Source organism: Catenulispora sp. GAS73 (genome assembly GCF_041262085.1).
Classification (GTDB): Bacteria; Actinomycetota; Actinomycetes; order Streptomycetales; family Catenulisporaceae; genus Catenulispora.
Genome location: NZ_JBGCCM010000006.1, coordinates 323,410 through 345,237, shown reverse-complemented (window position 1 = coordinate 345,237; position 21,828 = coordinate 323,410). Strand labels below are relative to the sequence as shown.

Sequence of the window (21,828 nt, the reverse complement as noted above, 5' to 3'; positions counted from 1 at the left end):
CGCGCGGGACGCGGCCGGGTTCGGAGCCGGCGGGCGGGGCGGCGGGCGGCGCGGTGGATGCGGCGGGCGTGTCGGCCTTGACGGCCGGCGCTTCGGGAGCGGCCGCAGATCCGGGAGCCTGCGGGAGGCTTGTCGGCTGCGCGACAGACCCGGTAGCCGCGCCGGGAGCGGCCGCGACAGGCACCCGCGCAGCACCCGCATTGCTGACGCCGGCCGCAGCCGCAAATCCAGAAGCCTCCGGGATGCTTGCTGGCTGCGCGACGGACCCGGTAGCCGCGCCGGAAGCACTCGCCGAGGCAGGTACCCGCGCAGCACCCGCATTGCTCGCGCCGGCCGCAGCCGCAGCCGCAGATCCAGAAGCCTCCGCGAGGCCTGCAAGCTGCGCAAGAGACCCGGCAGCCACGCTGGAAGCACTCGCCGCGGCAGGTACCTGCGCAGCACCCGCATTGCTCGCGCCGGCCGCAGCCGCAGATCCAGAAGCCTCCGGGATGCCTGCAAGCTGCGCGACAGACCTGGTAGCCGCGCCGGGAGCATCCGCCGCGGCAGGTACCCGCGCAGCACCGGCGTTGCTCGCGTCGGCCGCGCGCGCAGCCGCAGCGCTAGAAGCGCCTGCCGCCCGCAGCGGATACGTTCGCCGCGCCGGAAGCGGCCGCCGCAGTGGCTGGGCTGTTCGCCTTGTTCGCCTCGGCTGTGGCGGCTGCTGCCGCCGCCGAGCGCAGGGAGCCCAGTGGGAAGAGTCGGGCGGCGGGCTTGTCCTCGAAGAAGTCGAGCAGGATCAGGTTGACCAGCTCCGGCTTCTCCACCGGTGAGATGTGCGAGGTGCCGGGGACCACGGCCAGGCGGCCGTCTGGGGCCGTGCCGGCGAGGGCTGCTGCGTGGGCTAGTTCGATGCAGTCGTCGTCGCCTTGGAGGACCAGGAGGGGCATCGGTAGGGCTGCGATCTGGTCTCGTGTGACCGGTGTGGCCTCGCGCCACATGCGGTTCAGCTTCTCCTCGACCACCGGGAAGTGGTCGGGGCCGTCTGGGGACAGGGCTTCGTAGAGTGGGCGCCAGGTTTCGGCGAGCCGGGAGCGGCCGGGGTCTACCGACAGTGCGGTGGCGGCGGCGGTTTGGCCGGCGGGGTGCAGGACGCCGCCGCTGAGTAGGACCAGGCGGTGCACCAGGTCCGGGCGCTGGAGCGCCAGGCGGAGGACGACGCTGGCGCCGTTGCTCCAGCCGACCAGGCGGACCGGTTCGAGGGCGAGTGCCTCGATGAAGCCGGCGAGGTCGTCGGCGAAGTTCTCGTAGGTGTACGGGCCCTCGACGTCCGCGGTGCGGCCGTGGCCCCGGCACTCCGGCATGAAGAGCTGGTACCAGTCGGGGAGCAGGTCGCGTTGCGCGGCCCAGCTGTCGGCGAAGCCGCCGGTGCCGTGGACCAGCACCACCGGTTCGCCCTCTCCCACGACCTCGTAGTACATATTCAGGCCGTCGACGTCCACGTACGCGCCCATGGCAGCTCCCCTCGCTCCGCTCGCCGGACGGATTCCCGTCCCACGGCCACAGCCTCGCGCCGGCGGCTGGCAGACCGCTGACGAGCCGCTGACAGCGCCTCGTCAGGGCTGCTCAGCGGTTACTCGGCCGCGGACGCCTTGCGGGCCCGGTGTGCCCGCACCCGGCCGCGGCTGGCGCAGGCCGGCGACGGGCACCAGCGGCGGCGGCCGTCCGGATCGGCGAAGACGCCGCGGCAGTCGGACTCCGGGCACGACTTCAGCGCGTGCCGCTCGGGCCCGGTGAGGTGATCGGCGGCCTGGCGTGCGACACGGCCGAGGGCGGCGGCGGCGTCCCCGGGCGCCACCCGGGCCAGCCCCGGCGGCTCGGCGGAGCCGGCCAGGGTCAGCGGCTCGTCGTGGGCCTGCAGGAAGGCGATCAGCCCTGCTGCGGCCTCGGGGGACGGGCCCTCGCCGGTGGCGGCGGACAGGGCCAGCGGACGCAGCGTCTCCCGCAACTGCCACGCCAGCTCCAGATCGGCGGCGGTGACCGGCGGCTCCGGCGCCAGCTCCACGGCCGCCAGCCAGTCCGCCAAACGCTCCGGCGTGGGGATGCGCTCCTCCGGATGGCGGCCGAAGGCGCTGCCGCGCGTGGCGAGCAGGTTCAGCCACGTCGCGCCGGTGTCGAGGCGGAAGGGGGCGATCTCCATGCCGAGAAGTGTAACGCTCTCACCGTTACAGCTGCTACCGTGCTCAAGTAACGCTTGAGACGTTACATGAATTCGGGAGGACCACCCATGGACTTCGAAGCAGCCACTCTCGACCGCGAGGCCGGCTACGCCCTGCTCGACGTGCTCCAGGACGAGGCGACGCAGAACGCCGCGCTGCCGGGCCTGGAGAAGCTGGCGCCGGGCTTCACCGACTGGATCGTGACGGCGCTGTTCGGCGGCACCTACCAGCGCCCCGCGCTGGGCCTGCGGGAACGGCAGATCGCGAACCTGGCCGCGCTGACGGCGCTGGGCGGCGTGGAGCCGCAGCTGGTCGGGCACGTGAAGACCAGCGAGCGGATCGGCATGAGCCGCGAGGAGATCGTGGAAGTCTTCGTCCACCTGGCGCCGTACGTCGGCGTGCCGAAGGCGCTGGCCGGGCTGCGGGCCGTCGGCGCAGCGTTCGAGGCGAATATCGAGGCGGATTCCGAGGCGGCCGACAAGTGATCCGCACGGTCCTCGGCGACATCGCGGCCGACACGCTCGGCGTCACCGACTCGCACGACCACCTGTTCTTCGCCTCGGCCAAGCTCCCCGGACAGGAGCTGGACGACGTGGCGGCGGCCGAGGACGAGCTGCGCGCGTTCGCCGAGGCCGGCGGGCAGGCACTGGCCCAGTGGACGCCGATCGGGCTGGGACGGCACGCAGAAGCGCTGTCGGCGCTGTCCAAGGCCGCCGGCGTCCACATCATCGCCGCCACCGGGCTGCACCAGGCAGGGCACTACCAGCCGGAGAACCTGCGGCGCCTCCTCGACGGCCTGGCCGAGCGGTTCATCGCAGAGCTCAGCGAGGGGCTTCGGCAGGACGACGAGCCGGACGGCCCGCCGCTGCCGGCCCGAGCCGGCCTGATCAAGGTGGCCGGAGACTTCCACCAGCTGGACCGGCACGCATCCGCGACCTTCGAGGCGGCGGCTGCGGCGCACCACGCCACCGGCTCCACGATCGCAGTGCACTTGGAAGGCGGCACGCATCCGCTCGGCGTACTGAAGGCACTGGACGGCGTCCCCGCCTCATCGATCATTCTGGGCCACCTGAACCGCTTCCCCGACCTCGGACCGCACCGCGAGGCCGCCGAAGCAGGGGCCTTCCTCGGCTTCGACGGCCCCTCGCGCGCCAACCACGCCACCGACTGGCGCCTGTTCGACTGCCTCGCCGCGCTGGTCGAGGCCGGTCACGCCGACCGGGTCCTGCTCGGCGGCGACACCACCACCGCGGCGGCCCGCGCCGCCAGCGGCGGCGGACCGGGCATCCCCTATCTGCTCACCGATGTCAGGGCCCGCGTGCTCCGCGACTTCGGCCCGGACGTAGCCGAGGCCGTCTTCGGCCGCAACCCGGCGCGCGCCTTCGACGCCGACTGGCGTGTCTGAAATCACGGAAGGGCCCGTCTCGCGACGTTCGCGAGACGGGCCCTTCATCGTTCCGGCGGCATAACCTGCCTACCGCTTCAAGCTGTCCTTGACCTCGGCTATCCGCGCGAGCAGCCCGTTGACGAACTGCGGCGACTCGTCGGTCGACATCAGCCGCGCCAGCGAGACCGCCTCGTCCAGGACCACCGCGTCGGGCACGTCGGCCTGCCAGAGCAGCTCGTACACGCCGATCCGCAGGACGTTGCGGTCCACGGTCGGCATGCGGTCCAGAGCCCAGCCCTCGCTGTGCTCGTCGAGCAGGTCGTCGATCTTGTCCACGTGCTCCAGCACGCCCTCGACCAGGGTCGCCGCGTACGGCTGCACCTGCGGGATCGTGCCCTCGGGCCCCTGGGCGCGGATGCGCGCCAGGGTGTCGGCCAGGACCGTGCGTGGGTCGACGCCCCGCAGATCCGCCTCGAAGAGGATCTCCAGCGCCCGCTGGCGGGCCTTGCTCCGCGGTGAGGCCATCAGCCGCTGACGCGACCGAGGTAGGAACCGTCGCGGGTGTCGACCTTGACCTTCTCGCCGGTGGTCAGGAACAGCGGGACCTGGATCTCGTGGCCGGTCTCCAGCTTGGCGGGCTTGGTGCCGCCGGTGGAGCGGTCGCCCTGCAGACCCGGCTCGGTGTACTCGATGACGAGCTCGACCGCGGCCGGGAGCTCCACGTACAGGGGCGTGCCCTCGTTCGTGGCGACCAGGGCCATGGTGCCCTCAAGCATGTAGTTGGCCGCGTCCCCGACGGTGTCGGCGGAGACGTAGAGCTGGTCGTACGTGTCCATGTCCATGAACACGAAGTCGGTGCCCTCCTGGTAGAGGTACTGCATGTCACGGCGGTCGACGTTGGCCGTCTCGACCTTGATGCCGGCGTTGAAGGTCCGGTCGACCACCTTGCCCGAGAGCACGGCCTTAAGCTTCGTGCGCACGAAGGCGGGGCCCTTGCCGGGCTTGACATGCTGGAACTCCACGACAGACCAGAGCTGGTTGTCGATCTTGAGGACCATGCCGTTCTTGAGATCGTTTGTGGACGCCACGTCGGTGTGTACTCCTGCTTCCCGACTGCCGGCCCCGGCGAGTCAGACCGCTTCCAGCGGCCTACAGCACCAGCAGTTCCTTGGTGGTAATGGTGAGCAGCTCCGGACCGCCCTCGGCCTTCGGCCGGACCACCAGGGTGTCCTCGATGCGGACACCGCCGCGGCCCGGCAGATAGACCCCGGGTTCGACGGTCACCGGAGTGCGATCATCCAGTGTACCCGGCAGACCCGCGCCCAGCCTCGGGTCCTCATGGATCTCCAGGCCGACGCCGTGTCCGAGCCCGTGCCCGAAGTACTCGCCGTAGCCGGCGGCCTCGATCACGGCGCGCGCCGCGGCGTCCACGTCGGCGCACCGCGCGCCCGGCGCCAGCGCCTGCCGGCCGGCCTTCTGCGCGGCGAACACCAGGTCGTAGACCTCGACCTGCCAGTCCGCCGGGGCCCGGCCGACCACGAAGGTGCGGGTCATGTCGGCGTGGTAGCCCTGGTAGAGCGCGCCGAAGTCGATCTTGAGGAACTCACCCTCTCCGACTCGGCGCTCCCCGGGCCGGTGGTGCGGGACCGCGGAATTCGGTCCGCAGGCCACGATGGTGTCGAAGGCTCGGCCGTCGGCGCCGTGGTCGGTCATCCGGCGCTCCAGCTCCTGCGCGATGTGCCGCTCGGTGCGCCCGATCAGGATGGACTCGGTGAGCTCGGCCAGCGCCCGGTCGGAGATGGCGCAGGCCTCGCGGATGAGCGCGATCTCACTCTCGTCCTTGACCCGGCGCAGCTCCTCCACCGCGTGACCGAGCCCGACCAGCCGCGCACTCGGCGCCGCCGCGGTGAGCTCGGCGGACAGCTGCCGGTGCTCCTCGACGGTGATCTCGTGCTCCTCCACCGCGATCCGCCGCAGCCCGTCCTTGGCCGCCCGCTCGACCAGCGCCGGGGCGCAGTGCCGGACGATGATCCGCTCCACGTCCGGCACCTCGGAGGCGGCCTGGGTGTCGTAGCGGAAGTCCGTGCAGAACACCGCGCCGCCGCGGGTGACCAGCACCGCGCCGTTGGACCCGGTGAAGCCGGTCAGGTAGCGCACGTTCACCAGCTTGGTGACCAGTGCGGCGTCCGCGTCCACCGCCTCCAGCCGGGCCCGCAGCCGCTCGCGGCGGGTGGCGTAGGCCTCGGGTGCGATGGCGGCGGGTCCGGCGGCGGTACGGTCAGCGGTCATGCCCCCTACACTACGAAGCTCCGTTCACTCCGGCAGCTCAGACAGGGCTCTTAGCGCCAGAAGATAGGAGTTGATCCCGAACCCGGCGATGGTCCCGCTGGCCACCGGCGCGATGACGCTCGTGTGCCGGAAGGCCTCGCGCGCGTACGGGTTCGAGATGTGCACCTCGATCAGCGGCGCGGTGCGCTGCGCGGCGGCGTCGCGCATGGCGTAGGAGTAGTGCGTGAACGCGCCGGGGTTGATGACGACCGGCAGCCGGCCGTCGGCGGCCTCGTGCAGCCAGCGCACGATCTCGCCCTCGTCGTTGGTCTCGCGCACCTCCACGGCGAAGCCGAGCTCCGCGCCGGCCGCCTCGCAGGCCTTGACCAGACCGGCGTAGGACACCGAGCCGTAGACGTCGGGCTCGCGGCTGCCGAGGCGGCCGAGGTTGGGGCCGTTGAGGACCAGGACTTTGCGGAGCTGGTTCGGCTCGTGTCGCGCGTTCGGCTCGCTCACAGGTCCACCACTCCCCCGGCGCTCTGCTCCTCGGCGACCTCGCTGTAGGCCGCGACCAGCAGCGCCGGGTCCGGGCCCTCCAGCACGCCGGGCTTGGCCAGGCCGTCGAGCACGATGAAGCGCAGCATGTCCGCGCGCGACTTCTTGTCCACGCGCATGGTCTCCAGCAGCTTCGGCCAGGCGTGGCCGTCGTAGGTGGTCGGCAGGCCGAGGGCGGTGAGGATCTCGCGGTGGCGGTCGGCGGTGGCGTCGTCGAGGCGGCCGGCGACGCGGCCGAGTTCGGCGGCGAAGACCATGCCGACGCTGATCGCCGCGCCGTGGCGCCAGCGGTAGCGCTCGTTGCGTTCGATGGCGTGGCCCAGGGTGTGGCCGTAGTTCAGGATCTCGCGGCGGCCGGCTTCCTTCAGGTCCGAGGAGACCACGTCGGCCTTGACCGCGACGGCGCGCTCGATCAGCTCGCGGGTGTGCGGGCCGTCGAAGCGCTTGGCGCCCTCGATGTCGGACTCGACCAGGCGCAGGATCTCCGGGTCGGCGATGAAGCCGCACTTGACGATCTCGGCCAGGCCCGCGACGAAGTCGTTGGCGGGCAGCGTCCGCAGCGTGTCCAGGTCGCACAGCACGCCGGCCGGCGGGTGGAAGGCGCCGACCAGGTTCTTGCCCTCGGCGGTGTTGATGCCGGTCTTGCCGCCGACCGCGGCGTCCACCATGCCCAGCAGCGTGGTCGGGATCTGCACCACCCGGACGCCGCGCAGCCAGGTCGCGGCGGCGAAGCCGGCCAGGTCGGTGGTGGCGCCGCCGCCGAGGCCGACGACGGCGTCGGTGCGGGTGAAGTTGGACTTGCCGAGCACTTCCCATACGTAAGCCAGGACCTCGACCGACTTGGCCTCCTCGGCGTCCGGGACCTCGATGGTCAGGGCCTGGTAGCCGCCGTGCTCGATGAGGTCGTCCCGGACCGCCTCGGCGGTGGCCGCCAGCGCGCGCGGGTGCACGATCGCCACCCGCGCGGCCTTGGGGCCGATCATGCCGGGCAGCTCGCCGAGCAGGCTGTGGCCGACGACGACGTCGTAGGGCACCTCGCCGGCGACCTTGATGCGGGTTTCGGTAGCGGTCACTTCTTCAGGCTTTCGACGATTTCGGCCGCGATCTCTTCGGGCTCGCGGTCGGTGCGGACTGTCAGGACGGCGACTTCCTCATAGAAGGGGCGGCGCTCATCCATCAGCTTCAGAAGGGTGCCGCGGACGTTGCCCAGCAGCAGCGGACGGTCACGGTTGAGGCCTACGCGGCTGGCGGCGTCCGCGAGCGTCACTTCGAGGAACGCGACACGGTGCTCCTTGAGCAGGACGCGGGTGTCGGCGTCGAGCACTGCGCCGCCGCCGAGGGCCAGCACGCCGTCATGCGTGGCCAGCGCCTCCCTGACGGCCGCCTTCTCCAGCGCGCGGAAGTGCGGCTCCCCATGCTCGATGAAGATGTCCGAGATCTTCTGACCGGCCGCGGTCTCGATGTCCTCGTCGGAGTCCCGGAAGGCGACGCCGAGCCGGTCGGCGACCAGGCGGCCGACGGTGGACTTGCCGGAGCCCGGGGCCCCGACCAGGACGACGACCGGGCTCATGCCTGCGCCCCCGGTCCGTGCTGCGGGCCCGCGATCTGCACCGGCAGGTTCGCGAGGTAGGACTCGTAGTTGCGGCGGGTCTCGCGGACGGAGTCGCCGCCGAACTTCTCCAGCACCGCGTCGGCCAGCACCAGCGCGACCATCGCCTCGGCGACGACGCCGGCCGCCGGAACCGCACAGACATCCGAGCGCTGGTGGTGGGCCACGGCCGACTCGCCGGTGGCGGTGTCGACGGTGCCCAGCGCGCGCGGGACGGTGGCGATCGGCTTCATCGCGGCGCGGACGCGCAACAGCTCGCCGGTGGACATGCCGCCCTCGGTGCCGCCGCTGTGGCCGGTGCGGCGGCGGACGGCCAGAGGGTCGTTGGCGACCGCTTCCATCTCGTCGTGCGCCTGCGAGCCGGGGGTGCGCGCCAGCAGGAAGCCGTCGCCGATCTCCACGCCCTTGATGGCCTGGATGCCCATGATCACGCCTGCCAGCCTGGCGTCCAGGCGGCGGTCGGACTGCACGTACGAGCCCAGGCCCGGCGGGAGGCCGTAGACGACCACCTCGACGACGCCGCCGAGGGTGTCGCCGTCCTTGTGCGCCTGGTCGATCTCGGCGATCATCGCCGCCTCGGCGCCGGGGTCCAGGCAGCGGACCGGGGAGGCGTCGAGCTTCTCGACGTCGGACGGGAGCGGCAGGACGGCGTCGCGCGGGGACTCGGCGCCGCCGATGCCGACGACGTGCGAGACGATCTCCGCGCCGATGGCCTGGCGCAGGAACTCGCGCGCGACCTCGCCGAGCGCGACGCGGGCCGCGGTCTCGCGCGCGGAGGCGCGTTCCAGGACGGGGCGGGCGTCGTCGAAGCCGTACTTCTGCATCCCGGCGAGGTCGGCGTGCCCGGGGCGCGGCCGGGTCAGCGGCGCGTTGCGCGCCTGCGCGTCCAGCACCTCGGGGTCGACCGCGTCGGCGGCCATGACCGTCTCCCACTTGGGCCACTCGGTGTTGCCGACCTGGATCGCCACGGGGCCGCCCTGGGTGAGGCCGTGGCGCACGCCGCCGAGAATGGTCACCTGGTCCTGCTCGAACTTCATGCGGGCGCCGCGGCCGTAGCCGAGGCGGCGGCGCGCGAGGGCGTCGGCGATGGCCTTGGTGGAGGTCTGGACTCCGGCCGGGAGTCCTTCGAGGACCGCGGTGAGGGCGGGGCCGTGGGATTCACCTGCGGTGAGCCAGCGTAGCGACATGGCCCGATTCTTCCACGTCTCGCCTGGCGAGCCGGACGGGGTTCGGGGAGTGGACGGCGGGTGGTTCCCCGCATATCCCGTTGCGCAGCGCAGCCGCCCGCTGGCACAGTGCCAAGTTCGCCCCCGGAAGGACAGGACCCTTGGTCGTCTATGCCCTGATCACCCGACAAGCTTTCCGGCGCTACCTCACCTACCGCGGCGCGTTGTTCGGCGGCGTGCTCGCCAACACCGTGTTCGGTGTCATCAAGGCCTTCATCATGACCGCTGTGTGGCGTCAGCGGTCGACCATCGGCGGCTACGGCCTGGCCGACGCGCTCACCTTTGTCTTCCTCGCGCAGGCGATGATCGGGCCGATGTCGTTGCTCACCAACGGGCTCGACATCCCCGCTCGGGTGCGGTCCGGGGACATCGGGACCGACCTGTTCCGGCCCGTCGACTTCCAGAACTACTGGTTGGCCACCGATCTGGGGCGGGCGGGGTTCGCGCTCCTCGGGCGCAGCGTCGTGCCCTTCGCGATCGGTGGGCTGCTGTTCCGTCTGCACGTTCCCAAGGACCCGCGGGTGTGGGCCGCGTTCCTGGTGGCGGTGTTCCTCGGGACGGTCGTCAGCTTCGCGCTGCGCTACCTCGCGGCGATGTCCGCCTTCTGGCTGCTCGACGAGAAGGGCGTGACCGGACTCTCCAACGTCCTCACCTCCTTCCTCGGCGGCATGATCGTGCCGCTGGTGCTCTTCCCCGCATGGCTGGGGCACCTGGCGCGGATGCTGCCGTGGGCCTCGCTGGTGCAGCTGCCGGCGGACGTGTTCCTCGGCAAGCGGACCGGAGCCGCGGTGGGCGGGGCGTACCTGTTCGAGGCCGGGTGGGCGGTGGCGCTGCTGCTGGCGGGGCGGTTGGTCACGCGGCGGGCTCGGCACCGGGTGGTGGTCCAGGGTGGCTGAGCCGCGCCTTGAACCGCGCTTCGAAGCCCGCTTCGAGCAGAAACCGCCTGGGGTCGTGGCGACCTATATGTTGACCGCGCGCATGTGGGCCCGCTCCGCGCTCCAGTACCGGGCGTCGATGGTGCTGACGATGGTGACCTCCGGCGCCACCGCCAGCCTGGAGCTGCTCGGCATCCTGGTCGTGTTCGGCAACGTCAGCTCGATCGGCGGTTTCTCACTGTCGGAGGCCCTGTACCTCTACGGGACCGCGCAGGCCGCGTTCTTCACCAGCGACCTGCTGTTCACCGGGACCGAGTATCTGGCCGACCGCATCCGCCTGGGCACCTTCGACAGCCTGCTGGTCCGGCCGGTCGGGGTCCTGCCGCAGGTGTTCGCCGACCAGTTCACACCGCGGCGCCTGGCACCGTTGGTCCCGGCGTACGCCGCGCTGGCGATCGGTGTGGCCAAGGCGCCGGTGCACTGGACGCTGCTGCGCGTCGCGATGGTGCCCTACACGCTGCTGATCGGGGTGGCCGTCTTCGGGGCGGTCTGGATCCTGGTCGGCGCCTTCCAGATCGTCGCGGCGGACGCCTCGGAGGTGATGAACAGCGTCACCTACGGCGGCCAGTTCATGACCTCCTATCCCTTGTCCCTCTACGGCCGGAACCTGATGCTGTTCCTGACCTTCGGCCTCCCGCTGGCCTACGTGAACTGGCAGCCCACGCTCTACGTCCTGGGCCACGCCGACCCGCTCGGCACGCCCTCGTTCCTGCGCTTCGCCGGACCGCTGTTCGCCGCCGCCCTGTGGGGCCTGGCTCTGCTCGCCTGGCGCGCCGCCCTGCGCCACCACCGATCCACCGGGAGCTGACCGCCGTGAGCCGTGTTTCCCAGCCAACCATCACTTCCCAACCGATCATCGAAGCCGAGAACCTGTCGAAGACCTACACGCTGCGCAAGAAGGCCGGCCGCCTGAAACGGGAGCGGACCACCGTCGAGGCGGTCCGCGACCTGAACCTGTCCGTCGCCGAGGGCGAGCTGCTGGGCTACATCGGGCCCAACGGCGCGGGCAAGTCCACCTCCATCAAGATGTTCACCGGCATCCTGTCGCCCTCGGCCGGGAAGCTGCACGTCGCGGGGCTGGAGCCGATCCGGGACCGCAAGCAGTTGGCGCGGCGCATCGGCGTGGTCTTCGGGCAGCGCACCACGCTGTGGTGGGACCTGCCGCTGCGCGACTCCTTCGCGCTGCTGCACCGCATGTACTCCGTCCCGGACGCACGCTTCGCCGCGAACCTCAAGCGCTACGTCGACCTGCTCGAACTGGAGCCGCTGCTCGACACCCCGGTGCGCCAGCTCAGCCTCGGCCAGCGCATGCGCGGCGACCTGACCGCGGCGCTGCTGCACGACCCGGCCGTGCTCTACCTGGACGAGCCGACGATCGGGCTGGACGTGACCAGCAAGGCCGTCGTCCGCGAGTTCCTGGCCGAGCTGAACCGGGAGCAGGGCACGACGATCGTGCTCACCACCCACGACCTGGACGACATCGAGCGCCTGTGCCGCCGGGTGGTGGTCATCGACCACGGGACCGTCGCCTACGACGGCGAGCTGACCGCGCTGCGGGCCCGGGTGGCCCCGGACCGGACGCTGGTCGTCGACCTGGCCGCGCCGGGCCCGGCGATCGACGTGCCGGGGGCGAAGGTGACGCGCGTGGACGGCCCGCGGCAGTGGCTGGCGTTCCCCGCCGAGGCGAACGCGGCGGCTCTGGTGGCCGCGATCGCGGCGCGCTACGAGTTGCTCGATGTCTCCATCCGGGACGCAGACATCGAAGAAGTTATTCGCAACCTGTACACAGGCTGATACGGTAACCGCGCAATCTCGGGCGTGGCTGGTGAACTGCGGCGATTCAACTGGGAGGCGCGTTGGCCGGATGGACGGTTCCCGGGTACACCGAAACCCGGGTACTCGGCACTGGGGAGACCGGCCGGGTCGTCGAGGCCGTGCACGACGCGAGCGGCGACCGGGTCACGATCACGTATCCGGGCGCCAAGCTGTGCTCGGACCCGGCGTTCCGGGAACGCCTCCGCGACGAGGCGGCGCGGCTCGCGGGGCTGGAGCACCCGAACGTGGTGCGGGTCCGCGAGCCGGTGGAGACCGCCACCGCGATCGCACTGATCAGCGAGGCGGTGGAGGGCGCGGCACTGCGGAGGGTGCTCGCGACCTCGGCGCCGCTGACGCCGGAGGCGGCGCTCGCGGTCATGAAGGCGTCGCTGTTCGGGCTCGGTGCCGCGCAGGAGGTCGGCGTCGTGCACCGGGACTACCAGCCGTCGAACGTGGTGATCACTCCCGACGGCGTCGGCAGGGTGGCCGGCTTCGGCCTCGCCGCGCGGACCGAGGCGATGATGCCGGCGGCCGGTACGCCTTCTTATATGGCGCCGGAGCTGTGGGAGGGGGCGACGCCGCGGTCGGTGACAGACATGTACGCCGTCACGGCGACCTTCTATGAGTGCCTGACGGGGCGGGTGCCGTACGCGGCGGATTCCGTGTTCGAGCTGCAGACGCTGCACCGCGCGGCGCCGATACCCGTGGCCGACGTGCCCGCGGCGTTGCGGCCGTTGCTGGCGCAGGGGCTGGCCAAGACTCCGGTGGAGCGGCCGGCCGACACGACGGACTTCCTCGCCGAGTTGGAAGCGGCCGCGGTCGTGGAGTTCGGGATGGAGTGGGAGGAGCGTGGGCGGCGGGAGTTGGCCGCGCTGGTGGCGGCGCTTCCGGAGGAAGACGCCGTGGCCGAGGCGGCGACGAGCGTGCTGCCGGTGGTGGCTGGGGCTGCGGCTGCGGTTGCGGCTGGGGCCGGGGCCGGAGTCGCGGCTGGAACTGCCGCGGTCGCGGGGGCATCGGACGGTCGGACCATCTGGTACCGGGAAGACGGTTCGCCGCACTCGCCGAACTCCCCCGGCGACGACGGCGAGGGGATGGGGCGCGGGACCAAGGCCGGGCTCGCCGCAGCCGCGATCGCGGTGATCGGCGCGGTGGTGGCGGCCGTGGCGTTCTCCCCCGGGAAGCACGCGGCGGCGGCCACCGGACCGTCGGGGCAACTCGTCGTGACGCCGACCGACTCCTCGTCGGTGACCGACGACTCGTCGCCGGGGCTGGCGGCGGGAGGCGTGCCGACGCCGGGTTCGAGCAGCGCGGACGGCAGTTCCTCGGCGAAGTCGGCGACCGGCGGCCCGACCACGCCGACGTCCGCGACCTCGGGGGGCACAGCGCCGCCGTCGTCGGCGACGCCGATCGGCCTGCCGTTGTCGAGCCTGGGCCCGACCGGGCCGGGCCCCAGCTATCCGCCGCCCCCGTCGACGACGGTTCCGAGCACGCCGCCCGGCGGCACCGGGCCGACGACGCCGCCGAGCGCCGCGGTGACGGTCTCGGCCGGCGCGACCATGGCGAACGGCAAGTACAGCGGGCCATGTCCGCCCGCTGATCTGCCGACCGGGACGGTGACGTTCACCGTCGCCGGGCTGCCGGCCGGCGGCACGGTGCCGATCACGTACCACTGGCACGTGGTCGGCGGCGGAGCCGGCGGCGCCGCTGGTGGGACGGTCGGGGGCGGCGCGACGGTGACCGCGCACGACGGCTCTGTGACGGATCAGTTCAAGGTTTGGGACGACCAGCGCGCCCAGAAAGGGCTGTCCGGCACGGTCGAGATCACCTGGAGCGCGCCGGGCACGTCCGGAGGCACGGCCAGTGCCGGATCCGTCGACATCACCTGTACGCCGAGCGGCGGCGGGACCGGGACCGGTCCCACCAGCTCGACCGGTAGCACCACCGGCACCACAAGCTGAACTACCCCAGGCCCAACGCCTCGACGACGAACCGCCGGACCTCGCTGAAGGACGGCGGTCCGTCGTCGCGTCCGGCGGCGGCCAGCTGCGTCGACCCGACCAGCATCAGGGTCTTGAGCTCGGGATCGAACCCGGCGGGCAGCCGGCCCAGGTCCCGCTCGGCCTCCAGGTAGCCGACGACCATGCGCGTGCCCTCGGTCAGTACCGGCAGGCCGGGAACGCCGGCCGCGCGCAGCCGGGCCCTGAGCCCATCGCGGAAGGTCACCAGCGCCAGCACGTGCTGCGCCACCGAGCCGAAGAAGTCGGTCAGCGCCTCGGCCAGGTTGTCGGCGAGATCGCCCTGCCCGGCGCGGGCCCGCAGGCGCTCGTCCCGGTCGGTGACCCGGCGCGCGCACTCGATGAGGTAATCGGCGAGGAAGGCGTCGAAGTCGGCGAAGTGCCGGTGCAGGACGCCCTTGGCCACGCCGGCCTCGTCGGTGACCGCGCGGCTGGTCAGCGCGGCCGGGCCGGCGCTGAGCAGGACCCGTTCGGCGGCGTCGAAGAGCTGCTGGCGGGGGTCGCGGATGGCGATGCCGGTGGGCAACGGCGGGTCCTTTCTGGACGAGTGGGCAGGCGCCCATTAGAGTGGGCGCATGACCACTATAGCCCGGGACACCCCGCCTGAGCAGCCCCGCGATCCGGTTCCGCAGGCAGACAAGCCGATCGGCGACCAACCCACCGCCGACAAGCCGATCGCCGAATCCTTCGGCGACGACCCCGAGCGCTACAACCGCGCCCGGCCGGACTATCCGCGCGAGCTGATCGACCGCATCGTGGCCGGGCGGCCGGGTCGCAGCGTGCTGGACGTCGGCTGCGGCACCGGCATCGCCGCCCGGCAGTTCCAGGCCGCCGGCTGCGAGGTCACCGGCGTCGAGCCGGACGAGCGCATGGCGGCGTTCGCAGCCGAGCGCGGCCTGCACGTCGAAATCGCGAAGTTCGAGGACTGGGACCCGGCCGGCCGCGCCTTCGACACCCTGACCGCCGGCATGACGTGGCACTGGGTCGATCCGGTGGCGGGCGCCGCACAGGCGGCGCGCGTCGTGCGGCCCGGCGGACGGATCGCGCTGTTCTGGAACGCCTTCCAGTTGCCGCCGGACCTCGCGAAGGCGTTCGCGAAGGTCTACGCCGAGATCTTGCCGGACCACCCGATGTACCAGCACGGCGCCCGGGCCGGCAAGGACATCTACGCGCCGCTGCTGGCCGGCACCGCCAAGCGTCTGCACGAAGTCGGCTTCGATCCCGCCGAGCAGTGGCGCGACGAGTGGCAGCGCACGTACACGCGCACTGAGTGGCTGGACCTGTTCCCGACGTTCGGCGGCCACGCGCTGCTGCCGCGCGAGAAAGTGGCCGCGCTGCAGGAGGCGATCGGCGCGGAGGTGGACGCGGTCGGCGGGGAGTTCGGGGTGGAGTACGCGACCGTCACGGTGACCGCGGTGCGGGCCGACAGCTAAGGCAGGCACACAACGTGCGCAGCCGCCCTCGGGATCGGCTCTCAGCGAGCTGACAGCGCCGCTTCCCCCGCAGCGCGCATAGCCGCCAGCGGCGCCGGCGCCCGGCCGGTCATCAGCTCCACCTGCAGCACCGCCTGGTGCACCAGCAGATCCAGGCCGCCCAGCACCGCGCCGCCGCGCGCCGTCCAGGCTGCGGCAAGCGGAGTCGGCCACGGGTGGTAGAGCACGTCGAACAGCGTGCCGGGGGTCGCCGGGACCGCCGCCGCGAGGCCGTCGGTCGCGCCGACCGGGGTGGTGCTGATGACGAGTGCGCACCCGAACGCCGCGGCGGCCTCGTCCCAGTCGCGGATGCGCACCGCGGTGCCGACCGCTTCGGCGATCGCGTGGACCTCGGCGTCGCGGGCGTGGTTGCGGATGTAGACCTCGACCTCGCCCTTGGCGATGCCGGACAGCGCCGACAGGGCCGAGGACGCCGTCGCCCCGGCACCGAGCACCGCGGCCGACGCCGCCTCGGTCACGCCGCGCTCGGCCAGGGCGTTGACCAGGCCCGGCACGTCGGTGTTGGTGCCGGTCCGCGCGCCGTCCGGGGCGAAGAGCACCGTGTTCACCGCCTCGACGGCGCGCGCCGTCGCGCTCACCTCGTCGAGCAGCGGGATCACCGCGCGCTTGAGCGGCATGGTCAGGGACAGGCCGGCCCAGGAGGCGTCGAGGCCGGACAGGAAGTCCGGGAGCGACGCCTCGTCGACCTCGTGCGCGTCGTAGGTCCAGGCGGTCAGCCCGAGGGCGGCGTACGCGGCCCGGTGCAGGACCGGGGACAGCGAGTGCGCGATCGGGCTGCCCAGGACGGCGGCGTGGCTGATCAGGTCGGGTTCCTCACTGCGAAGTAGAGCAGGCCTTGTCGCGTTGCTTCTGCTGGTACTTGGTGTAGAAGTTCGTGCCGGTGGCGGTGACGCACCAGTAGTAGTCGCCGTCGTGCGTCGGTGCCAGCGCGGCCTTGATCATGTCGTCCGACGTGAGGTAGACCGGCGTCGGCGGCAGGCCGTGGTGCGGCGAGTACGTCGAGTACGGGTTGTTCGGGTCCTGGACCTGGGCCGCGCTCGGGAGCTTGCCGGGTTGGAGGTGGCCGATCATGAACAGCGCGGTGGAGTCGACGCCCAGGTAGTCGTTGGCCTTCAGGCGCGCGTAGACGCCCTCGGCGACCCGGGCGCCGTCGGTCGGGTCGGTGACCTCGCCCTCGGCGATCGAGGCGACGGTCAGCACCTGCTCCGGCGTGCACTTGACGGTACCGCAGGTCAGCGTCGCGGCCTTGGCCACGAAGCCGATGCTGTTCAGGTACGCCATGCGGTTCGCGACCATCTGGGTCAGCACGCTCTTCGGCGTGTCGGACGCCGTCAGCGAGTACGTGCCCGGCTCCAGCATGCCCTCGATCGTGGGCTTGTGGGTGGTGGAGTCCACCGCCCACGGCGGCAGGCCGATCGTGTTGCCCGAGATCGCCGCGTCGAAGTCGGCCGACTTCCACTTGCGCTTGTCGATCAGGCTCGCGACGACGTCCTTGCCCCACTCGTGGGAGGTGACGATTATCTGCGAGGCGCCGGACAGGTTCGACTTCTTCAACAGCTCCAGCACGGCGTTGGTGCCGGAGATCGACGGGCAGATGGAGTAGGTCCCGGCGGTGATGCCCGAGGAGCCCTGGTTCTGGTTGGCCGCGTTGACGTAGGCCCGCGCGCTCTTGACCACGCCGGCGGAGAACAGCGCGTTCGCTATCTGCGAGCCGGTCGCGCCGCGGGGGATGTCGACCGGGACCTTCGCGGCGTCCGCGCAGGTCGCCGCGGCGGTGTAGTCGGGAGCCGGGCCGTACTTGCCCTTGTAATACGAGTAGCCGGCGTACATGCAGCCGCCGAACAGGCTCAGGATGCCGACGAGCACGAACAGCGGCGCCCAGGCGCGCAGCTTGCCGCCGCGCCGGCGCGGGTACTGGCCCTCGAAGAAGCCATCCTGGTCGCCCCAGTCGCCGCCGCCCTGGTCGTAGCCCTGCTCGTAGCCGCTCTGGTCGTACGCCTCCTCGGCGTCCGCTCCGCGGCGGCCCCGGCCGCCCCGGCGTCCGCGCGAGCGGCTCGCCCGGCCGCCGTCGTCCCAGCCCTCGCTGCCGTGCTCGGCGTAGGCGTCCTGGGCGGGGGCCGAGGTGCCGGTGTCACCCCAGCCGTCGTCGGTGTAGGGGTCCGCCGCGGTCGTGGTGGCCCGGCCGGCGCCGTAAGGGTCCTGCGACGGCTGCGCGTAGGGGTCGATGACCTCGCTCTGCACGACCTTCGGGCCCGGGCGGGCGGCGCGCCGGCCGCCGCGCGGGGCCCCGGCGTCCGGCGGCGCGGCCGGCTGGCCGTAGCCCTGCGGCGCCTGCTGGGCGTAGCCGGGCTGCTGGTAGCCCTGCTGAGCCTGCTGGCTGTACTGCCCCGGCTCGCCGTAGCCCTGCGGAGACTGCCCCGGCTGGCTGTACTGCCCCTGCTGCGGCGGCTGGCCGTAGCCGCGGGTGCCGCCGCTGGGCTGCGCCTGCTGGCCCGGGATCGGCGCGGCCTGCTGGTCCGGCTGGCCGTACCCGCGCTGCTGCTGGCCGTAGCCGCGCTGCTGGCCGGCCTGGCCCTGCGGCGCCTGCGGGGCCTGCTGGCCCGGCTGGCCCGGCTGCCCGTAGCCTGACTGCTGGCCGTAAGCACCCTGCTGTTGCTGTCCGTACCCCTGCTGACCGTACGAACCCTGCTGCTGCCCGTAGCCGCGGTCGTAACCCGACTGTTGCTGGCCCTGCTGGCCCTGCTCCTGGTCGTACGACGACGGATCCTGGCCATACGGATCCGACGGCTGTGCATCGGCCCTCCGGCGGCCCCGCCCCTGAGGCGCGTCGCCCCCGTATCGCCAATCGCCGTCGCTCATCAGTTGCCGTCCTCCAGCTGGACCATCGTGCCGGGCGGACGTCCGGACATCCGTTCGGCATCAAGTGCGTTCTGCAAGATAACCACGGCGGCCGCTTGGTCTACCACCGATCTGCCCTTCTTGGCCTTGACGCCCGAAGCGCGCAGACCCTGTGTCGCGGTGACCGTGGAGAGCCGCTCGTCGACCAGGCGGACCGGCCGCCGCGGGCCCAGGCGGCGGGCCAGATCGCGGGCGTAGCCCCGGATCTTGGCCGCGGCCGGGCCCTCGCCGCCGGACAGCGAGCGCGGCAGGCCGACCACGATCTCGAAGGCCTCGTACTCGGCCGCCAGGGCCGCCAGGCGGTCCAGGGACCCCCGGCGCGGCTCGGCCTTCACTGTCTCCACCGGGGTGGCAAGCAGGCCGTCGCGGTCGCAGGAGGCGACGCCGATCCGGACGGTGCCGACGTCCACCCCCAGCCGCACGCCGCGGCGCATCTCGCGCTGCGGGGAGGGATCCGGGGACGGGTCCGGCACGTGTGGCAGCTCCATGATCCGCGGTCTCCTTCCGTCCGGGTGCGGCTCACGCCAACCGTGACGCGTCCGTGACCGTACCCGGTTCCGGCCTCCGCTGTCGCCCCCGGCGGCGATACCCGAATTGTCGGACACAGTATGACAAGGCACGGATCACCATCCGTGACAGGACCCGGGACCGAAGACCGGTCCCGGGTCCGAAAGCCGTCCGAAAGACGTACGCGGCGTACGCGTCGGACGCGCCCTCACACGTCCTTACGCGGCCACCTTCTCCGCCACCGCGCGGCCGACGCCCTCCAGCGCCGCCGGGATCGCCGTGACGTCGGTGCCGCCGCCCTGCGCGACGTCGTCCTTGCCGCCTCCGCCGCCGCCGAGGGTCTTCGCCGCCGAGCGGACCAGCTCGCCCGCCTTCAGGCCGAGCCCGCGCGAGCCCTCGTTGGTCGCGATGACCACGACCGGCCGCTCCCCCGCGCTCGCCGCCACCGCGACCACCGCCGGGCGCGTGCCGAGCCGGCCGCGCACGTCCAGCACCAGCTTGCGCAGATCGTCCGCGGACGCGCCGTCCGGCGCCTGGTGCGTGACCACCGCGACGCCGTGCACGTCGGTCGCGCCGTCCGCCAGCGAGCCCGCGATCTGCAGCAGCTGCCCCGCCTTGAGCGCGGAGATCTCCTTCTCCGCGTCGCGCAGCTTGGTCATGATGCCGCCGACCCGCTCGACCAGCTCCTCCGGCCGCGCCTTCACGACCTCCGCGAGCTGCGCCACCAGGACGTGCTCGCGCGCCAGGAAGTTGTACGCGTCGGTGCCGACCAGCGCCTCCACGCGGCGCACGCCGGAGCCGATGGAGGACTCGGAGAGCAGCTTCACCAGGCCGAGGCGGCCGGTGTTGTCCACGTGCGTGCCGCCGCAGAGCTCGTGCGCCCACTCGCCGACCGAGACCACACGGACCCGGTCGCCGTACTTCTCGCCGAACAGCGCCATCGCGCCCATCGCCTTGGCCTCGGGCTGGCTCATCACCTGCGCGGTGACCGTGAGGTCGTCGATCAGCAGCTCGTTGACCCGCTGCTCGACGTCCGCCAGCACCGAGTGCGGCACCGCGCCCGGGGACGCGAAGTCGAAGCGGAAGCGGCCGGGCGAGTTCTCCGAGCCCGCCTGGGTCGCGGTCTCGCCGAGCAGTTCGCGGAACGCCTTGTGAACCATGTGTGTCGCGGTGTGCGCGCGGGAGATCGCCGCGCGCCGCGCGGTGTCCACCTCGCCCCACGCCTCGGTGCCGAGCACGACCTCGCCGTCGCGCACGATCGCCCGGTGCGCGATCAGATCGCCGACCGGCTTCTGCACGTCCACGACCTCGACCAGCGCGCCGTTGCCGAGCCGGATCAGGCCGTGGTCCGCGAGCTGGCCGCCGCCCTCCGCGTAGAAGGGGGTGCGGTCCAGGACCAGCTCCACCTCGTCGCCGGGCTGCGCCGAGCTGCCGACCTGGCCGTTGACCAGCATCGCCTTCAGCAGGCCCTCGGACTTCACCTCGTGGTAGCCGGTGAACGCCGACGGGCCCGCCGCGTCCAGCAGCTCCCGGTACGCCGACATGTCCGCGTGGCCGGTCTTCTTCGCCCGCGCGTCCGCCTTCGCCTGGTCCCGCTGCTCCTTCATCAGGCGGCGGAAGCCCTCTTCGTCGACGCTCAGGCCCGCCTCGGACGCCATCTCCAGGGTCAGGTCGATCGGGAAGCCGAAGGTGTCGTGCAGCTTGAACGCCTGGTCGCCGGAGAACACGGTGCTGCCGGACTTCTTCGCCTCGTCCGCGACCGTCTCGAACATCGCCGAGCCGGTGCGCAGCGTCTGCAGGAAGGAGGTCTCCTCCGCGACCGCCACCGCGACGATGCGCGAGGAGTCCGCGATCAGCTCGGGGTAGGCCGGGCCCATCGCCTCGATGGTGGTCTCGGTCAGGTCCTTGATCGTCGCGCCGTGCGCACCGAGCAGCCGCATGTTGCGGATCGCGCGGCGCATCAGGCGGCGCAGCACGTAGCCGCGGCCCTCGTTGCCCGGCGTGATGCCGTCGCCGATCATCATCGTCGCGGTCTTCACGTGGTCGGTGACCACGCGCAGCGAGACGTCGTTCTTGGTGTCCCGGCCATAGGTGACGCCCGCGATGGACGCCGCCTTGTCCAGGATCGCGCGCGAGGTGTCGATCTCGTAGAGGTTGTTGACGCCCTGCAGGATGGTCGCCAGGCGCTCCAGGCCGAGGCCGGTGTCGATGGACTTGCTGGGGAGCTCGCCGAGGATCGGGAAGCCGGTCTTGTCGCCGCCCGCGCCGCGCTCGAACTGCATGAAGACCAGGTTCCAGAACTCCATGTAGCGCTCGTCGTTGACCGCGGGGCCGCCGGCCTCGCCGAACTCCGGGCCCCGGTCGTAGAAGAGCTCCGAGCACGGGCCGCAGGGCCCGGGCACGCCCATCGACCAGTAGTTCTCCTTCATCCCGAGACGCTGGATGCGCTCGGCCGGGAAGCCCGCCTTCTTCCAGATCTCCTCCGCCTCGTCGTCGTCGAGGTAGACGGTGACCCAGATCTTGTCCGGGTCCAGGCCGAAGCCGCCCTCGGAGACCGGCGTGGTGCACAGCTCCCACGCCATCGGGATGGCGGTCTCCTTGAAGTAGTCCCCGAAGGAGAAGTTGCCGCACATCTGGAAGAACGAGCCGTGCCGGGTGGTCTTGCCGACCTCCTCGATGTCCAGCGTGCGCACGCACTTCTGGACCGAGGTCGCGCGCGGCCAGGGCGCCGGCTGCTCACCGAGGAAGTACGGCTTGAACGGGGCCATGCCCGCGATGGTGAGCAGGGTGGTCGGGTCGTTCGAGATGAGCGACGCCGACGGGACGACCGTGTGGCCCTTCTTCTGGAAGAAGTCGAGCCAGCGGCGGTGGATCTCCGCGGATTCCATGAGCTTGTCAGCCTTCTAGGAAATGCGGCGCGAGTCG

Annotated in this window: 21 protein-coding genes; 7 read left to right on the top strand and 14 right to left on the bottom strand. The window is 72.2% G+C overall.

Annotated elements, in window-relative coordinates; all coding sequences use genetic code 11:
- Nucleotides 1–599: 599 nt before the first annotated feature.
- Together ABH935_RS11955 and ABH935_RS11950 are read right to left on the bottom strand one after the other, a co-directional pair.
- Nucleotides 600–1,490 (bottom strand): alpha/beta fold hydrolase, encoded by an 891-nt coding sequence (locus ABH935_RS11955; protein WP_370377900.1) that lies wholly within the window; start codon nt 1,488–1,490, stop codon nt 600–602.
- Between the two features lie 119 nt (nt 1,491–1,609).
- Nucleotides 1,610–2,176, bottom strand: a complete 567-nt coding sequence (locus tag ABH935_RS11950; protein ID WP_370377899.1) for an ABATE domain-containing protein — start codon at nt 2,174–2,176, stop codon at nt 1,610–1,612.
- Between the two features lie 87 nt (nt 2,177–2,263).
- Here ABH935_RS11950 and ABH935_RS11945 point away from each other — a divergent pair, with 87 nt between their 5' ends.
- Nucleotides 2,264–2,680 (top strand): carboxymuconolactone decarboxylase family protein, encoded by a 417-nt coding sequence (locus ABH935_RS11945; protein WP_370377898.1) that lies wholly within the window; start codon nt 2,264–2,266, stop codon nt 2,678–2,680.
- Complete coding sequence (locus ABH935_RS11940) at nt 2,677–3,600, top strand: phosphotriesterase (RefSeq protein ID WP_370377897.1); 924 nt, start codon at nt 2,677–2,679, stop codon at nt 3,598–3,600. Before ABH935_RS11945 ends, ABH935_RS11940 begins: the two co-directional genes overlap by 4 nt.
- 69 nt (nt 3,601–3,669) lie before the next feature.
- On the opposite strand, the gene nusB is transcribed toward ABH935_RS11940, so the two are convergent.
- The 7 genes from nusB to aroC all read right to left on the bottom strand — a co-directional run bounded on the left by nusB (nt 3,670) and on the right by aroC (nt 9,201).
- Nucleotides 3,670–4,107, bottom strand: a complete 438-nt coding sequence (gene nusB, locus ABH935_RS11935; RefSeq protein WP_370377896.1) for a transcription antitermination factor NusB — start codon at nt 4,105–4,107, stop codon at nt 3,670–3,672.
- The gene (gene efp / locus ABH935_RS11930) at nt 4,107–4,670 is read right to left on the bottom strand and encodes an elongation factor P (protein WP_370377895.1); all 564 of its coding nucleotides are present in this window, start codon (nt 4,668–4,670) and stop codon (nt 4,107–4,109) included. Before efp ends, nusB begins: the two co-directional genes overlap by 1 nt.
- Nucleotides 4,671–4,731: 61 nt before the next feature.
- Nucleotides 4,732–5,871, bottom strand: a complete 1,140-nt coding sequence (locus tag ABH935_RS11925; RefSeq protein WP_194907958.1) for an aminopeptidase P family protein — start codon at nt 5,869–5,871, stop codon at nt 4,732–4,734.
- Between the two features lie 24 nt (nt 5,872–5,895).
- Nucleotides 5,896–6,366 carry a type II 3-dehydroquinate dehydratase gene (gene aroQ / locus ABH935_RS11920; RefSeq protein ID WP_370377894.1) on the bottom strand — a complete coding sequence of 157 codons (471 nt, stop codon included), beginning with the start codon at nt 6,364–6,366 and terminating at the stop codon, nt 5,896–5,898.
- Entirely contained in the window at nt 6,363–7,478 is a 1,116-nt protein-coding gene (gene aroB, locus ABH935_RS11915; protein ID WP_370377893.1) for a 3-dehydroquinate synthase, read from the bottom strand. Before aroB ends, aroQ begins: the two co-directional genes overlap by 4 nt.
- Complete coding sequence (locus tag ABH935_RS11910) at nt 7,475–7,975, bottom strand: shikimate kinase (RefSeq protein ID WP_370377892.1); 501 nt, start codon at nt 7,973–7,975, stop codon at nt 7,475–7,477. Before ABH935_RS11910 ends, aroB begins: the two co-directional genes overlap by 4 nt.
- Nucleotides 7,972–9,201, bottom strand: a complete 1,230-nt coding sequence (gene aroC, locus ABH935_RS11905; RefSeq protein WP_370377891.1) for a chorismate synthase — start codon at nt 9,199–9,201, stop codon at nt 7,972–7,974. Before aroC ends, ABH935_RS11910 begins: the two co-directional genes overlap by 4 nt.
- 140 nt (nt 9,202–9,341) lie before the next feature.
- Between aroC and ABH935_RS11900 the strand changes: the two genes are divergently transcribed.
- The 4 genes from ABH935_RS11900 to ABH935_RS11885 all read left to right on the top strand — a co-directional run bounded on the left by ABH935_RS11900 (nt 9,342) and on the right by ABH935_RS11885 (nt 13,948).
- A complete protein-coding gene (locus tag ABH935_RS11900) occupies nt 9,342–10,136 on the top strand; it encodes an ABC transporter permease (RefSeq protein ID WP_370377890.1) in 795 nt (264 codons plus the stop codon).
- 55 nt (nt 10,137–10,191) lie between these two features.
- Nucleotides 10,192–10,983, top strand: a complete 792-nt coding sequence (locus tag ABH935_RS11895; protein WP_370377889.1) for an ABC transporter permease — start codon at nt 10,192–10,194, stop codon at nt 10,981–10,983.
- A gap of 5 nt (nt 10,984–10,988) precedes the next feature.
- Entirely contained in the window at nt 10,989–11,969 is a 981-nt protein-coding gene (locus ABH935_RS11890; protein WP_370377888.1) for an ATP-binding cassette domain-containing protein, read from the top strand.
- A gap of 62 nt (nt 11,970–12,031) precedes the next feature.
- Complete coding sequence (locus tag ABH935_RS11885) at nt 12,032–13,948, top strand: serine/threonine-protein kinase (protein WP_370377887.1); 1,917 nt, start codon at nt 12,032–12,034, stop codon at nt 13,946–13,948.
- A 1-nt stretch (nt 13,949) separates the two neighbouring features.
- On the opposite strand, the gene ABH935_RS11880 is transcribed toward ABH935_RS11885, so the two are convergent.
- Nucleotides 13,950–14,531, bottom strand: a complete 582-nt coding sequence (locus tag ABH935_RS11880) for a TetR/AcrR family transcriptional regulator (protein WP_370377886.1) — start codon at nt 14,529–14,531, stop codon at nt 13,950–13,952.
- A gap of 49 nt (nt 14,532–14,580) precedes the next feature.
- On the opposite strand from ABH935_RS11880, the gene ABH935_RS11875 reads away from it, so the two are divergent.
- Nucleotides 14,581–15,438 carry a class I SAM-dependent methyltransferase gene (locus ABH935_RS11875; protein ID WP_370377885.1) on the top strand — a complete coding sequence of 286 codons (858 nt, stop codon included), beginning with the start codon at nt 14,581–14,583 and terminating at the stop codon, nt 15,436–15,438.
- Between the two features lie 41 nt (nt 15,439–15,479).
- Here the strand turns inward: ABH935_RS11875 and ABH935_RS11870 are convergent, their stop codons facing one another.
- The 4 genes from ABH935_RS11870 to alaS all read right to left on the bottom strand — a co-directional run bounded on the left by ABH935_RS11870 (nt 15,480) and on the right by alaS (nt 21,791).
- Nucleotides 15,480–16,301, bottom strand: a complete 822-nt coding sequence (locus ABH935_RS11870; RefSeq protein ID WP_370377973.1) for a shikimate dehydrogenase — start codon at nt 16,299–16,301, stop codon at nt 15,480–15,482.
- A gap of 10 nt (nt 16,302–16,311) precedes the next feature.
- Entirely contained in the window at nt 16,312–18,357 is a 2,046-nt protein-coding gene (locus ABH935_RS11865; RefSeq protein WP_370377884.1) for an endolytic transglycosylase MltG, read from the bottom strand.
- Entirely contained in the window at nt 18,357–18,884 is a 528-nt protein-coding gene (gene ruvX / locus ABH935_RS11860) for a Holliday junction resolvase RuvX (RefSeq protein ID WP_370377883.1), read from the bottom strand. Before ruvX ends, ABH935_RS11865 begins: the two co-directional genes overlap by 1 nt.
- Before the next feature lie 237 nt (nt 18,885–19,121).
- Complete coding sequence (gene alaS / locus ABH935_RS11855; RefSeq protein WP_370377882.1) at nt 19,122–21,791, bottom strand: alanine--tRNA ligase; 2,670 nt, start codon at nt 21,789–21,791, stop codon at nt 19,122–19,124.
- Nucleotides 21,792–21,828 lie beyond the last annotated feature (37 nt).

Excerpts from the sequence above, each read along its gene's own strand:
- ABH935_RS11955 (WP_370377900.1), bottom strand. The coding sequence starts at position 1,490 with ATGGGCGCGTACGTGGACGTCGACGGCCTGAATATGTACTACGAGGTC.
- ABH935_RS11950 (WP_370377899.1), bottom strand. The coding sequence starts at position 2,176 with ATGGAGATCGCCCCCTTCCGCCTCGACACCGGCGCGACGTGGCTGAAC.
- ABH935_RS11945 (WP_370377898.1), top strand. The coding sequence starts at position 2,264 with ATGGACTTCGAAGCAGCCACTCTCGACCGCGAGGCCGGCTACGCCCTG.
- nusB (WP_370377896.1), bottom strand. The coding sequence starts at position 4,107 with ATGGCCTCACCGCGGAGCAAGGCCCGCCAGCGGGCGCTGGAGATCCTC.
- ABH935_RS11925 (WP_194907958.1), bottom strand. The coding sequence starts at position 5,871 with ATGACCGCTGACCGTACCGCCGCCGGACCCGCCGCCATCGCACCCGAG.
- ABH935_RS11910 (WP_370377892.1), bottom strand. The coding sequence starts at position 7,975 with ATGAGCCCGGTCGTCGTCCTGGTCGGGGCCCCGGGCTCCGGCAAGTCC.
- aroC (WP_370377891.1), bottom strand. The coding sequence starts at position 9,201 with ATGTCGCTACGCTGGCTCACCGCAGGTGAATCCCACGGCCCCGCCCTC.
- ABH935_RS11875 (WP_370377885.1), top strand. The coding sequence starts at position 14,581 with ATGACCACTATAGCCCGGGACACCCCGCCTGAGCAGCCCCGCGATCCG.
- ABH935_RS11865 (WP_370377884.1), bottom strand. The coding sequence starts at position 18,357 with ATGAGCGACGGCGATTGGCGATACGGGGGCGACGCGCCTCAGGGGCGG.
- ruvX (WP_370377883.1), bottom strand. The coding sequence starts at position 18,884 with ATGGAGCTGCCACACGTGCCGGACCCGTCCCCGGATCCCTCCCCGCAG.
- alaS (WP_370377882.1), bottom strand. The coding sequence starts at position 21,791 with ATGGAATCCGCGGAGATCCACCGCCGCTGGCTCGACTTCTTCCAGAAG.